The 12,584-nt window shown below is 66.6% G+C and carries 15 protein-coding genes; 8 read left to right on the forward strand and 7 right to left on the reverse strand.

Annotation, left to right across the window (positions count from 1 at the left end; all coding sequences use genetic code 11):
• The first annotated feature begins 54 nt into the window (after positions 1–54).
• The 7 genes from AC3WTC_RS17310 to AC3WTC_RS17340 all read left to right on the forward strand — a co-directional run bounded on the left by AC3WTC_RS17310 (position 55) and on the right by AC3WTC_RS17340 (position 4,070).
• Positions 55–315, forward strand: a complete 261-nt coding sequence (locus tag AC3WTC_RS17310; protein WP_025874662.1) for a helix-turn-helix domain-containing protein — start codon at positions 55–57, stop codon at positions 313–315.
• Positions 305–733, forward strand: a complete 429-nt coding sequence (locus AC3WTC_RS17315; protein ID WP_100553301.1) for a hypothetical protein — start codon at positions 305–307, stop codon at positions 731–733. The genes AC3WTC_RS17310 and AC3WTC_RS17315 overlap by 11 nt, the downstream gene beginning before the upstream one ends.
• A 124-nt stretch (positions 734–857) precedes the next feature.
• On the forward strand, positions 858–1,055 hold the full coding sequence (locus AC3WTC_RS17320; RefSeq protein ID WP_025874660.1) for a hypothetical protein: 198 nt from the start codon (positions 858–860) through the stop codon (positions 1,053–1,055).
• Positions 1,052–1,588, forward strand: a complete 537-nt coding sequence (locus AC3WTC_RS17325; protein ID WP_025874659.1) for a glycoside hydrolase family protein — start codon at positions 1,052–1,054, stop codon at positions 1,586–1,588. Before AC3WTC_RS17320 ends, AC3WTC_RS17325 begins: the two co-directional genes overlap by 4 nt.
• 15 nt (positions 1,589–1,603) lie before the next feature.
• Positions 1,604–2,056 (forward strand): lysozyme, encoded by a 453-nt coding sequence (locus AC3WTC_RS17330; protein ID WP_492712065.1) that lies wholly within the window; start codon positions 1,604–1,606, stop codon positions 2,054–2,056.
• 145 nt (positions 2,057–2,201) lie between these two features.
• A complete protein-coding gene (locus AC3WTC_RS17335) occupies positions 2,202–3,047 on the forward strand; it encodes an alpha/beta hydrolase (RefSeq protein ID WP_492712066.1) in 846 nt (281 codons plus the stop codon).
• Positions 3,048–3,134: 87 nt separating this feature from the next.
• Positions 3,135–4,070 (forward strand): alpha/beta hydrolase, encoded by a 936-nt coding sequence (locus AC3WTC_RS17340; RefSeq protein ID WP_492712067.1) that lies wholly within the window; start codon positions 3,135–3,137, stop codon positions 4,068–4,070.
• Between the two features lie 626 nt (positions 4,071–4,696).
• Here the strand turns inward: AC3WTC_RS17340 and AC3WTC_RS17345 are convergent.
• Complete coding sequence (locus tag AC3WTC_RS17345) at positions 4,697–5,122, reverse strand: response regulator (RefSeq protein ID WP_025874652.1); 426 nt, start codon at positions 5,120–5,122, stop codon at positions 4,697–4,699.
• A 92-nt stretch (positions 5,123–5,214) separates the two neighbouring features.
• On the reverse strand, positions 5,215–5,952 hold the full coding sequence (locus AC3WTC_RS17350) for a CPBP family glutamic-type intramembrane protease (RefSeq protein ID WP_492712071.1): 738 nt from the start codon (positions 5,950–5,952) through the stop codon (positions 5,215–5,217).
• Positions 5,953–6,132: 180 nt separating this feature from the next.
• Here AC3WTC_RS17350 and AC3WTC_RS17355 point away from each other — a divergent pair, with 180 nt between their 5' ends.
• A complete protein-coding gene (locus AC3WTC_RS17355; RefSeq protein ID WP_025874650.1) occupies positions 6,133–6,456 on the forward strand; it encodes a TFIIB-type zinc ribbon-containing protein in 324 nt (107 codons plus the stop codon).
• A gap of 108 nt (positions 6,457–6,564) precedes the next feature.
• On the opposite strand, the gene AC3WTC_RS17360 is transcribed toward AC3WTC_RS17355, so the two are convergent.
• The 5 genes from AC3WTC_RS17360 to recQ form a co-directional block, all read right to left on the reverse strand.
• Positions 6,565–7,077, reverse strand: a complete 513-nt coding sequence (locus AC3WTC_RS17360; protein WP_492712068.1) for a GNAT family N-acetyltransferase — start codon at positions 7,075–7,077, stop codon at positions 6,565–6,567.
• 81 nt (positions 7,078–7,158) lie between these two features.
• Positions 7,159–8,118 carry a copper resistance protein B gene (locus tag AC3WTC_RS17365; protein WP_218787871.1) on the reverse strand — a complete coding sequence of 320 codons (960 nt, stop codon included), beginning with the start codon at positions 8,116–8,118 and terminating at the stop codon, positions 7,159–7,161.
• A complete protein-coding gene (locus AC3WTC_RS17370) occupies positions 8,115–9,926 on the reverse strand; it encodes a copper resistance system multicopper oxidase (RefSeq protein WP_218787870.1) in 1,812 nt (603 codons plus the stop codon). Before AC3WTC_RS17370 ends, AC3WTC_RS17365 begins: the two co-directional genes overlap by 4 nt.
• 75 nt (positions 9,927–10,001) lie before the next feature.
• Positions 10,002–10,388, reverse strand: coding sequence for a CopL family metal-binding regulatory protein (locus AC3WTC_RS17375; RefSeq protein WP_140227803.1), 387 nt, complete (start codon positions 10,386–10,388; stop codon positions 10,002–10,004).
• 174 nt (positions 10,389–10,562) lie between these two features.
• The gene (gene recQ, locus AC3WTC_RS17380; RefSeq protein WP_025874645.1) at positions 10,563–12,368 is read right to left on the reverse strand and encodes a DNA helicase RecQ; all 1,806 of its coding nucleotides are present in this window, start codon (positions 12,366–12,368) and stop codon (positions 10,563–10,565) included.
• Positions 12,369–12,584 lie beyond the last annotated feature (216 nt).

Below are 12,584 nucleotides of genomic sequence, written 5' to 3' on the forward strand. Positions count from 1 at the left end.
GCAAATGACCAAAACGGTATTGACTTTTCATTACCGCAACGGTAATGTGGGGCCATGAACCTCATCGACTACGCCATCTCCCAAGGGGGCTACGGCACCCCCAGTTGCCCCGTGATGCGCCGTCTGGCCCACCAGACCGGCTGTGCGCTGCGGACCCTCTACATGATCGCCCGCGGCCACAAGTTGCCTGGCGCCCGTCTGTGCCGACGCATCGAGCTGGCCACGGCCGGTGCGGTCCGTCGCGAATTCCTGCGCCCGGATGTGTTCGCGCCGGGTCCGTCGTCCATCCAGGGAGAAGCCCATCATGCAGCTTGATACGTTCGGCGAATACGTCCGCAGCCGTCTGGAGCACTGGGGCGGGGAATACGCCCTGCATCGCGACTGCGAATACCTGGGCTTCCAATCACGCAACCTGCTGGCTGTCTTGATCGAGCATCGCGGCGACATGCCCGGCCGTGCGCAAGGGTACAAGCCACTGGAGACGGACCTGCTGGCGCAGCAGATCGAAGACATCATCACCGCAGTTGCCCGTGACAACGTGGCGATGGCCTGCGCACTGCGTGGCTACTACTGCGGTCGCGGCCGTCGCAAGGTCGAGCGCTTCGAGACCGCCAATCTGCTGCTCGCCAACTGCGGGCAGCGACCGGTCTCCAACCGGCATTACCTGAACCTGGTCGAGCTGGGCTTCCAGCGCGTGCGCGGCTGGATGGAAGGCATCGCCCAGGCCGCATGAGCGGTGGGCTCAACTTTCGCCCGTCTCCCGACCGGATGAACCCTCGCGCCCAGCCGGCAGCGAGGCGGGCACCTCTCCCGGCCACCTCGGTATGTCGTGGCCAGCATCAAATCCTGGACTTTCCATGAAAGAAGAAATCTTCAGCGCAGTGGGCGCAGCCGCGGCCAAATCGGCTCCGCCGGTAACCGTTGCCGGTGCACTTGCCGCCGGCATCACCCTGGACCGCCTGGTGGTGGTCCTGACCATCATCTATCTCGCCGCACAGATCGCTTACCTGTGCTGGCGCTGGCTGCGCGAGTGGCGGCGGAAGGGACGCGAATGAGTACGCCGCCCACAGCGTTGCCGCTGCGCCGCCTGGTTGCCGCGCTGGTCCTCAGTGCCGCAGGCCTGATCGCCATTGTCGAGCATGAGGGCTATACCGACGCGGCGGTGGTGCCGACCCGCAATGATCGGCCTACCTATGGTTTTGGCTCGACCCGGCGCGAGGACGGCACGCCGGTCCGGCTCGGAGACCGGACTACGCCCGTCCGTGCGCTGCGCACCGTGGAAGCGCACCTAGCGCGCGAGGAATCGCAGTTCCGCGCGTCGTTGCCGGGCGTCGCGCTGACACAGGGTGAGTACGACACCTATGTCGACTTCCTTTACCAGTATGGGATCGGCAACTGGAATGGATCATCCACGCGCCGGCATCTCCTGCGAGGTGAGTACCGCCAAGCGTGCGATGCGCTGCTGCTGTGGAAGCGGGCAGGGGGCTACGACTGCTCGACCCGGGTCAACGGACAGCCCAACAAGGTGTGTTGGGGCGTATGGCAACGGCAGCAACAGCGTCATGCCCGCTGCCTGGCGGAGCAGTGAGGGATGCCACGCACATTGATCGCGATTGCGCTGCTGGTGCTGTGGTCGTCGGTGATGTTCGCGGCAGGCTGGGGCTGGCGTGGCGATCGCAGCGATGCCGCAAAGGTAGAGGTTGCGTCGCTGCAGCATGCCGAGGCAATGCAGGCCGAGCGCGCAGCGCGCGAACGGCAGGCGGTACAGACCGGGGCGATGGCCTCGCTGGGAGAACAGCATGAACAAGATCGAGAGCGTGCGGCCGAAGTGGAAACAGAGGTGGTTGCTGGCCTGCGTGCTGGCAGTCTCCGGTTGCGCAACGACCTCGCCGCCTGTCATACCGGTCGCTTGTCCGACGCCACCGCCAGCGCCCGCGAACGTGATGCGGGCGCCCAACTACGAGCAGAGGTTGCGGCAGCGCTTGTTCGAATCGGACGCGACGCCGACGACCAGCTCAGGAGCTGCCAGGCGGTGATCGCGTTGGACCGGCGTTGAAGGCGTGCGGGTCGCGGTGCGGTCAGACCTTCGGTAACCCATGACGAGCGTTCACCAGCAGATCTTCGCAATAGCGGGCGATATGAAGTCTGCCGTGCGATCAGTGTGGCGTTATGCTCAGCGTCTTTCCCGGGATGGCCGCCCCATGCGTTTGATCGTGCTGTCGCTGTTGTTGTCCGCTGTCTCCGCCGCGCCGCTGATGGCCGCCGAACCGACGGCGCAGACGGCGGCCGCTTCGCCGTTGGTCATCGGCGAGACCTTCACCCTCCAGTCCAAGGCGCTGGGCGAAACCCGCCGCATCAACGTTTACCGCCCGCAGCCGTGGGGTCTGGACCCGAAGACGCCACTGCCGGTGCTGTACATGCCCGACGGCGGCATCGGCGAGGACTTCCTGCACGTGGCCGGGTTGGTGCAGGTGCTGACCGGCAACGGCAGCATGCGCCCGTTCCTGCTGGTTGGAATCGAGAACACCGAGCGCCGCCGCGACATGACCGGCCCGAGCCGTGATCCTGAGGATCAGAAGATCGCGCCGCGCATCGGTGGCTCGGCGGCGTACCGTGATTTCCTGCGCGATGAACTGATGCCGCAGGTGCGCCAGCGCTATGCGACCACCGACGAGCGGGCACTGATCGGGGAATCGCTGGCCGGGTTGTTCGTGATCGAGACGCTGCTGCAGGAACCCACCCTGTTCAACAGCTACATCGCGCTGGACCCCAGCCTGTGGTGGAACCGCGGCGCTTTGCTGTCTGGCGCAGGCGAGCAGTTGCCGTCAGTTGCCCGCAGCGGTGCGCGGCTGTTCCTGGCCAGCAGTGGCCAGCCGGAACTGGCCGCGTCGAGCGCACGCTTGGCGGCGGTGTTGCAGCAGGCATCACCGGCAACGCTGGTGAAGTACCAGCCGCTGCCGGAAGAGAGCCACGCAACGATCTACCACCCAGCGGCGCTGCAGGCGCTACGCACGCTGTTCCCGGCGCCGCCGCCGGCTTCGCCTTGAGAGTGGCTTGGCGTGCAGCAACGCGGCGTGTGAGGATGCGGTAGCGGCGCCATCTGCGCGCGCCGCCCGCAACGGGAGAGCGAACGGATGCAGCGTGTGCGTGGATGGAGTGTGCTGGCCTGCCTGGCCTTGGCAGGGTGCGCGATGTCGGTGGCGCCGCCGGCAACGCAGAAGGAAGCCAGGGAAAGCGCGACGGCCGTGCCAGGCGTTGTGCTGCCCGATACCGAGTCACTGCGCGTGCATGACCCGATCGGGCGCGACTATGCCCTGTGGGTGGCGTTGCCTGCCGGCTACGCGGCGCATCCGCAGAAGCGTTATCCGGTGGTGTACGTGACCGATGCGCTGTACAGCTTTCCGCTGGTGCGCAGCATACGCAACCTGGTGGGGCAGCAGGGCGTCAACATCGAGGATTTCATCCTGGTCGGTTTGCCGCCGCAGGAAGGCCTGACCTCCAAACAGAGCCGCTCGCGCGACTACACCCCCAGTGATCCTGTGCGCACCCCTGCCGGCTACTACAGCGATGACGTGACCTATGGCGGCGCGGCCCATTACCGCGACTTCCTGGCTGACCACGCGCTGCCGATGATCGATGCGCGCTACCGTACCGATCCGGCCCGGCGCGTGTTTGCGGGTCATTCCTATGGCGCGCTGTTGGGTGCTTACGTGCTGACGACCCAGCCCGACATGTTCGGCACCTACATCCTGTCCAGTCCGTCGCTGTGGTTCGACCAGGGCCTGCTGCCGCGCATGCAGGATGCCGCCGTGATGCCGTCACAGCCCATCCGCGTGCTGCTGTCGGTGGGCGGCTACGAGACGGTCAAGCCGGGCCCGCGCTATTCAACGGGCAACGACATGCTGCGGCAGGCGGCCGACTTCGCCGGCCAGCTGCAGCGCAGTGGTCGCAAGCTGCAGGTGGAGAACATCGTGATTGATGGCGAAGACCATCTCACCGTATATCCGCGCGTGATCACCCGCGCGCTGCTTGAGGTACTTCCGGGCGAAGGACCGTATACCGGCGGCTGACGGCCGGCTCCATCCACGCATGGCGTGGATCTACTGGCAGCATTTTCCGTTCACGCAACGGTGCGCATCGCCGTAGATCCACGCCATGCGTGGATGCACCAGTAGAGCCACGCCAATGCGTGGCTGCACCAGTAGAGCCACGCCAATGCGTGGCTGCACCAGTAGAGCCACGCCATGCGTGGATGCACCAGTAGATCCACGCCATCCGTGGATGCACCCGTAGATCCACGCCATGCGTGGATGGAGCAGTAGATCCACACCATGCGTGGATGGAGCAGTAGATCCACACCATGCGTGGATGGACCCGTAGATCCACGCCTTGCGTGGATGCACCCGTAGAGCCACGCCATGCGTGGATGCACCCGTAGAGCCACGCCATGCGTGGATGGACCAGTAGATCCACGCCATGCGTGGATGCACCCGTAGATCCATGCCATGCGTGGATGCACCAGTAGAGCCACGCCATGTGTGGATGCACCAGTAGACCCACGCAACGCGTGGATGGAGCAGTAGATCCACGCCATGCGTGGATGCACCCGTAGATCCACGCCATGCGTGGATGCACCAGTAGACCCACGCAACGCGTGGATGGAGCAGTAGATCCACGCAACGCGTGGATGCCAGCCTCAGGCCGCGCTTGCCTGCGGCGCCGGCATCAGCGCGGCATCGGCGGCATGGCGGAAGCACAGCCGGATCGCATCCAGCAGCTCGCTCATGTTGTAGGGCTTGGGCAGGAAATGAATGCCGTCGTGCAGTTGCGGCAGCACGGCATGCTGGTCCATGCCAGAGGTCACCAGGATCGGCAGCTGCGGATACAGGCTGCGCACGCGGTTGGCGGCCTCGATGCCGCTGACCAGGCCGAGATTGACGTCGGTGAACATCAGGTCGAAGCGCTCTCCGGCGGCCAGCAGGCCCAGCGCGGCTTCGGCGCTGCTGACGCCTGCGACGTGGCAGGCCTGGCTCTCCAGCGCCATCCGGCTCAGTTCACGGGTTTCCTCGGCGTCTTCGATCAGCAGGACGCGTGGTTCAACGTGGCGCTTGGACAGCAGCATGACGCAACAACTCCGGACGGCAGGGCATGAAAGGCGCGCAAGTATGCGCAAGCCCCCAGTGAGCCCCGCGTGCAGGATCGGCTAAGCCGGCGTTACAGCGCGCGGTTGCGCTGGGTCCACACATGCCAGGCCAGCGCTGCCACTGCCAGCAGCGTAGTGCCGATGCGCAGGCTGGTGGCCTGCCAGCCCAGCGCAACGGCGTCGTCGAGGCTGAACACATTCCAGGCCAGGTTCATCGACACGTGCAGGGCCAGACCGCACCACAGGGTGTTGCCGTCGAGGTGGTCGAGCCAGGCGAAGATGAAACCGCCGAAGGCGATCACTACGCCGACGAACAGGGCCATGCCGCCGCCGTCGAAGCCGCCGAAGCCCAGCCAGTGCACCACGCCGAACAGCAGGGCCTGGGGCAGTGCGAGCAACGGCCAGGGGCCGCGCACGATCTTCGCCAGCAGCACGAAGCCGAGGCCGCGGAACAGCACTTCTTCGGCCAGCGGGAACAGCACGGCCAGCATCGTGGCGTCCAGCGTCGTCAGCGCCGTGTTGGGCGTCCCCAGCAGGGCCAGCCCCAGCCAGCACGGCAGGCTGGCCAGCAGCACCCACAACGGGCCACGCATGCCGTTTCCGCGCAGGCCGAGGCTGGCCAGCAGGCCTACTCCGCGGGGGCGCAGCAGCGTGGCCAGCAGCAGTGCGACCAGCACCGCCAGCGCGTTGTCCAGCAGGCTGCCACCGTAGGGCATGGGCAGGGCGGGAATCGGCGCGCCCAGCGTGGCACTGATGTCGCGCACGTTCAGGCCGAGGCCAACGCCAAGCAGCACCAGCAACAGGCGCATGCCGGAGGGAGTCGAGTCACGGGCAGTCACATGCATTCCTTGCAGCGAGGTCGCGAGGCAGTCTGCAGGGCGGCGGACGTGGCGGCACGCGCCGGAAGTCCCTGTGCCATCGGTCATGCGTTGCCGCACAGTCATCCGCACACAGGTACAGTCGAGGCCAGACCGACAGGAGCAATGCGAATGCTGTGCCCCGTGTGCAAGACCCAGACCCTGCAGATGGCCGAGCGCCATGGCATCGAGATCGACTACTGCCCGAGCTGCCGTGGCGTATGGCTGGATCGTGGCGAACTCGACAAGATCATCGAGCGCGCCACTGACGGTGCAGGTGCCGCCATGCCGCCGCCAGGGCCCGCGCCGGTGCAACCGCAGGCCGCTCCGCCGCCGGTGATGCATCGCGATACTCGTCATCTCGGCCAGCGCCATGATGACAACCGTGGCCAGTACAGCCAGGGCTACAAGAAAAAGAAGAAGGAAAGCTTCCTTTCGGAGTTGTTCGACTTCTAAGTAGCAGCGTCGAGCCTTGCTCGGCTTTGCTCTTTGGGGCCGCGCCGACCAAGGTCGGCATCTACCAGAACAGGCGTCGAGCCTGGCTCGACGCTACAGGGACGCGGCTCAGGGCCGGCGCAGGATGAACTCGCGGTCGCGGCTGTCGCCGACGATGAAGTCATACTCGCCGGCCTTGCTGCAGCCGTAGCGCGCGTAAAAGCGCTGCGCGCCGAAGTTCTCTTCCCACACGCCCACCCACAGGGTGCGGCGCTGTGGTTGGTCCAGCCAGGCCATGAAGGCATCCATCAGGCGCGCGCCGTGGCCGCCGTTCTGGTGGCTGGCCAGTATGTACAGCCGTTTCAGTTCGATGTCGCCTTCGCGTGCTTCGGCATGCGGCAGGGTGTTGGCACCGGCGGCCAGATAGCCCACCACCGTCTCACCCTCCAGCAGCAGCCACACCGCGCTGCGCGGGTCGGACAGTTCCGTTCGCTGCGGCTCGGTGCCGTAGTGATCCTGCAGGAAGGTGTGCAGGTCCTGCGGCGGATAGGACTCGCCCCAGGTTTCGGTATAGGTCTCGATGGCGATCGCCGACAACGCGTCGACGTCGGCCAGGGTGGCGCGGCGGATAGACAACGACATGGTGCAGCCTGCAATGGAACGTGCGGCAGTGTAGCCGGCCCCGGCGGTTGCCGGGGCTGGCTGCTGCTCATGATCCGCTGCTCAGAACCACATGCGGATGCCGGCGACCCAGCGTGTGTCGCGTGCATGGTCGCCCGCATAGTCGGCGGTATCGCCGAAAGCCCGTTCGTGGCTGATGCCGATGTACGGCGCGAAGCGGCGATTGAACTCGTAGCGCAGGCGCAGGCCGGCTTCGACCTTGTTGAGGCCGCGGCCGATGCCGTGCTCCGGTTCGTCCTTGCTGGCCACGGTAGCTTCCAGCAGGGGCTGCAGGATCAACCGGTTGGTCAACAGCACGTCGTATTCGATCTCGGCCTTGGCCATCAGCTGACCACCGGAACCGGCATACAGCGTGGCCGAGCTTTCGAACTTGTACGGCGCCAAGCCCTGGATGCCGATCGCCGCCCAGGTGCGTGAATCGGCGGGGCGGAAGTCCTGGCGTACACCGACCAGCACGTCCCACCACGGCGAAATTGCACGCCCGTACAGCGCTTCCACGCCTGATGATTCCGTGCGGCCTTCGCTGCGTTCGCCATCGGTGCGCAGCCACAGGCGGTTGATGTTGCCGCCGATCCAGCCACTGGCCTCCCAGGCCTGGCCGTTGCCGTTCTTTCCATCCCAGTGTTCCAGGCGATCGATCAGCAGCAGGCTGTGGATTTCCGGTGGGTGCTCCATCGCACCATGCGCGATGGGTGGAAACGCGGCCGCACGATCGGCATCGGTGGGGACAGGTATCGGTTCGCGCGGCTGCGTCGGCGCGGGCGTGCCGTGGCCCATTGTCGCGTGATCCATCGCGCCATGGTCCATCGTTGAATGGTCCATCGCACCGTGATCCATCTTCGAATGGTCCATCTTCGAATGATCCACGTCGGCCGCTGGCGTGGCATCGGCAGGAGGCGCGTGTGCTGTCATGTCATGGCCGGCATGGGACTGCGCGAAGGTGGGCAGCGCGGCCAACAGGCCGAGGGTCAACAGGCTTGGGGCAAGCAGGGAACGGCTCATTCTTCGATCCTCACTTCGCGCATCATGCCTGCTTCCATGTGGTACAGCAGGTGGCAGTGGTAGGCCCAGCGGCCGAGGGCATCGGCACGTACGCGATAGGTGCGGCGTGTACCGGGCGGCATGTCGATGGTGTGCTTGCGCACCTGGAATTCACCCTGCGCGTTTTCCAGGTCGCTCCACACGCCATGCAGGTGGATCGGGTGCTGCATCATGGTGTCGTTGACCAGCACGATGCGCATGCGCTCGCCGTAGTTCAGGCGCAGCGGTTCGGCACCGGCGAAGGGAATGCCGTCGAACGACCAGGAGAACTTTTCCATGTGGCCGGTCAGGTGCAGCTCGATCTCGCGGCCGGGCTCGCGGCCATCGGGGTCTTCGAACAGGCTGCGCATCGCACCATAGGTCAGCACCTGGCGGCCGTTGTCGCGCAGGCCGATGCCGGGGTCGTCCAGCTTGGGCTCGGTGGCCGAACTCTGCATGTCCACCAGCGGATTGTTGCGCTCGCTGGCCGGATGCTTTGGCGCTTTGCTGGCGGTCTCGCCGCCGCCATGTGCGCCGTGGCCCATGCTGGCACCGCAGCCGCCTTCCATGCCCTTCATTGCTGCCATGTCGTGGCCGCCGTGGCCACCGCCGCCCATGTCGTGACCCATGTCGCCCATCGTCAGCAACGGGCGCGGATCGCGCGCGGGAATCGGTGCCTGCAGTCCATGGCGCACGGCGAGGGTGCCCGCGGCATAGCCGGTGCGGCCCATGTCCTGGCAGAAGATGGTGAAGGCATCCTGGCCGCTGGGCTCCACCAGTACGTCATAGGTTTCGGCAGGGGCGATGCGGAACTCGTCGATGCTGACCGGATGGATGTACTGGCCGTCGGCGGCGACCACGGTCATCTTCAGGCCGGGAATGCGCACGTCGAAGTAGGTCATCGACGCACCGTTGATGAAACGCAGCAGCACCTTTTCGCCACTGCGGAACAGCCCGGTCCAGTTGCCGGCCGGCGCGGTCCCGTTCATCAGGTAGGTATAGGTGTGCGCGTTGATGTCGGAGATGTCGCTGGGCGTCATCCGCATCCGGCCCCACATGCCGCGGTCGGACAGCGCGGCCGACCAGCCATCGCGACGGGCGTCGCGCAGGAAGTCGGGCAGGGTGCGCTTGTAGTAGTTGTCGTGCTCGGCGAGCTTCTTCATGCGCCGGAACAACGCGCCGGGATCCATGTCGGTCCAGTCGGACAGCATGATCACGTGCTCGCGGTCATGCCGGTACGGCGCCGGTTCGGCCGGGTCGATGATCAGCGCGCCGTACAGCCCCGCCTGTTCCTGGAACAGCGAATGGCTGTGATACCAGTAGGTGCCGGACTGCTTGAGGTCGAAGTGGTAGTGGTAGGTCTCGCCAGGGCCGATGCCGTTGAAGCTCAGGCCCGGCACGCCATCCATGTTGGCCGGCAGCAGGATGCCGTGCCAGTGGATCGAAGTAGGGTGCTGGCCGAGCGTGTTGCGCACGAACAGGTCCACGGTCTGGCCTTCGCGCCAGCGCAGGATCGGTGCCGGCAGCGATCCGTTGACGGTGATCGCCGGGCGGGTGCGGCCGGTGAAGTTGGCCAGCGACTCGCCGATCGCCAGTTCGACGCGGGTATCGCTGATGACCGAAGGTGCACCGGCCAGGCGTGGCGCGGCAGAAGCGGCGGCGAGCGCGCGCTGCGGGATGCCGGCCGCGGCGATGCCGGCAACCACGCCGCCAGCAGCGATGCCCTGCACGAACAGACGGCGCGACGGCATGGGCACAGCGCCCGGGCCGGGAGGAATACGGGTACTCATGGTGGTGACTCCAAACACGGAAAGACGCCAGCGCAGGGCCGGCTTCAGTGCGCAGCGCGCACGAGGCGTGTTGGATCAGCCGATGGGAGGGCGTGAGATCGGCGGCAGCGGCGGTGCCGGGCGGCCATTGGCAGGCATCGGCTGCGGGGCCAGGGAAAGACCGGGACCCGCCAGGAAAGGCAGTGCCTGCACCGCCAGCAGCGGGTGCTGGGCGCAGCTGCGCACGCAGTCCTTGATCTGGCAGTGTGCGTCGTGGGCGGGGGCCTTGGCCTGCGGCGCCTCGTCGGCCGTCATGCCGGCGTGGTGGTGGCAGTCAGCGTCGCCTTCATCGGTCATCGCCGAGGCCATCGCATGGGCCATGCGGCCCATGTCCTCGTGCCCGCTGGCCATGGCCGCGTTCAGCCCATTGAGCAACAGGCTGAGCATGAGCACGACACGGAGCAGGGTCGAGGCGAGGGACATGGCGCTAATCTAGCGGCAAGTGGGCGGACATGCACATCCGGCTGAACGGGTGGTTCAAGGTTTGAGCCGGGCGAGGGTGCGCAATCGCGCAGCCCGGGAGCGCCGGGCCATGCCCGGCGAGCGTGAAGCGCGGTCGATATGCGGGCCGCCGGGCACGGCCCGGCGCTACCGGGGTCATCCCTCTTCGCGCACGATCTCGACCAACCTCGGGCCATAGCGGCTGAGTTTGGTGCCGCCGATGCCACCGACCCGGGCCAGCTCGTCCAGCGAGGTCGGGCGCTGTTCGGCGATGTTGCGCAGGGTGCTGTCGTGGAAGATCACGAAGGCCGGCACGTTCTGCTCGCGCGCCAGCTCGGCGCGCAGGCCGCGCAGCGCATTGAACAGGGCCAGGTCCTGCGGCAGCACCGACAGGCCGGTGCGTTGCGCGCTGCGTTCGCGCCCGGCGCTGGCACTGACTGCATCGCGGCGCATGCTGATCTGGCGGCGACCGGTCAGCACATCGCGGCTGGCATCGGTCAGGCGCAGGCCACCGTGGCCCTCGCTGTCCACTTCCAGCAGGCTGGCGGCCACCAGCTGGCGGAACACGCTGCGCCAGGTGCGCGCGTCCAGGTCGCGGCCGATGGCGTAGGTGCTCAGCTTGTCGTGGCCCTGCTGCTTGACCTTCTCGTTCTCGCTGCCGCGCAGGACGTCGATCAGGTGGCCGACGCCGAAGCGCTGGCCACTGCGGTATACACAGCTCAACGCCTTCTGCGCGGGGATGGTGGCGTCCCAGGCCGCCGGCGGAGTCAGGCAGTTGTCGCAGTTGCCGCAGGGCTTGGGATAGGTCTCGCCGAAACCGGCCAGCAGCACCTGGCGGCGGCACTGCATCGATTCGCAGTAGCCCAGCAGGTGGTCGAGCTTGGACCGCTCCAGCTGCTTGCGCTCCTCGCTGGCCTCGGACTGCTCGATCATCTGCTTGAGCAGCACCACATCGCCCAGACCGTAGCAGAGCCAGGCCTCGGCGGCTTCGCCATCGCGCCCGGCGCGGCCGGTTTCCTGGTAGTAGCCTTCCATCGACTTGGGCAGGTCGGTATGGGCGACAAAGCGTACGTCCGGCTTGTCGATGCCCATGCCGAAGGCGATGGTCGCGCACATGACGATGCCGTCTTCGCGCAGGAAACGGCGCTGGTTGTTGGCGCGCACTTCCGCGGGCAGGCCGGCGTGGTAGGGCAGGGCGTTGAACCCCTGCGTGCACAGGAACTCGGCGGTTTCCTCCACCTTGCGCCGTGACATGCAGTAGACGATGCCGGCCTCGCTGCGATGGCTGCGCAGGAAATCGCTCAGCTGCTTGCGGGCGTTGTCCTTCTGCACGACGGTGTAGCGGATGTTGGGGCGATCGAAGGAGCTGACGAAGTGACGTGCTTCGGCCAGGTCCAGGCGCTCGGCGATCTCGCGCTGGGTTGGCGGGTCGGCGGTGGCGGTCAGGGCGATCCGCGGAATCTCCGGCCAGCGCTCGTGCAGGACGGTCAGCTGCCGGTATTCGGGGCGGAAGTCGTGGCCCCATTGCGACACGCAATGGGCTTCGTCGATGGCGAACAGGGCGATCCGGCTGCGCGACAGCAGCGACAGGAAGCGGCCGGTCAGCAGGCGTTCGGGAGCGACATAGAGCATGTCGAGTTCACCGGCGAGCAGTTCGCGTTCGACCCGGCCGGCCGTTTCGGCGTCCAGGGTCGAGTTCAGGAATTCGGCGCGCACGCCGAGCTGGCGCAGGGCTTCGACCTGGTCCTGCATCAGCGCGATCAGCGGCGAGATGACGATGCCACAGCCGTCACGCAGCAGGGCGGGCACCTGGTAGCACAGTGATTTGCCGCCGCCGGTGGGCATCAGCACCAGGGCATCGTGACCGGCAGCCACATGCTCCACGATGTCCTGCTGCGGACCACGGAAATCGTCGTAACCAAAGACGCGGCGGAGCAGGTCGTGCGCGGGACGGGAAGCCATCCAGCTAGTTTACCCCGGCGGGGGTTCGGCCGGGTTGCACCCGGCACCTGCTGCGGTGCCGGCCGCTGGCCGGCAACCCTGGCAACAGCAACAGCAACAGCAACAGCCGGCTCTGGGGTGATCCGTGGTTTGGCGGGGTGGTGTGGGCTTGCAGGACACGCCGTAAACCCGTCCATGGGGGCTCGATGGCGCCATCCATGGCGCCAACGGTCCTGC

It is taken from the genome of Stenotrophomonas sp. FW305-C-20-S1, from assembly GCF_058783335.1.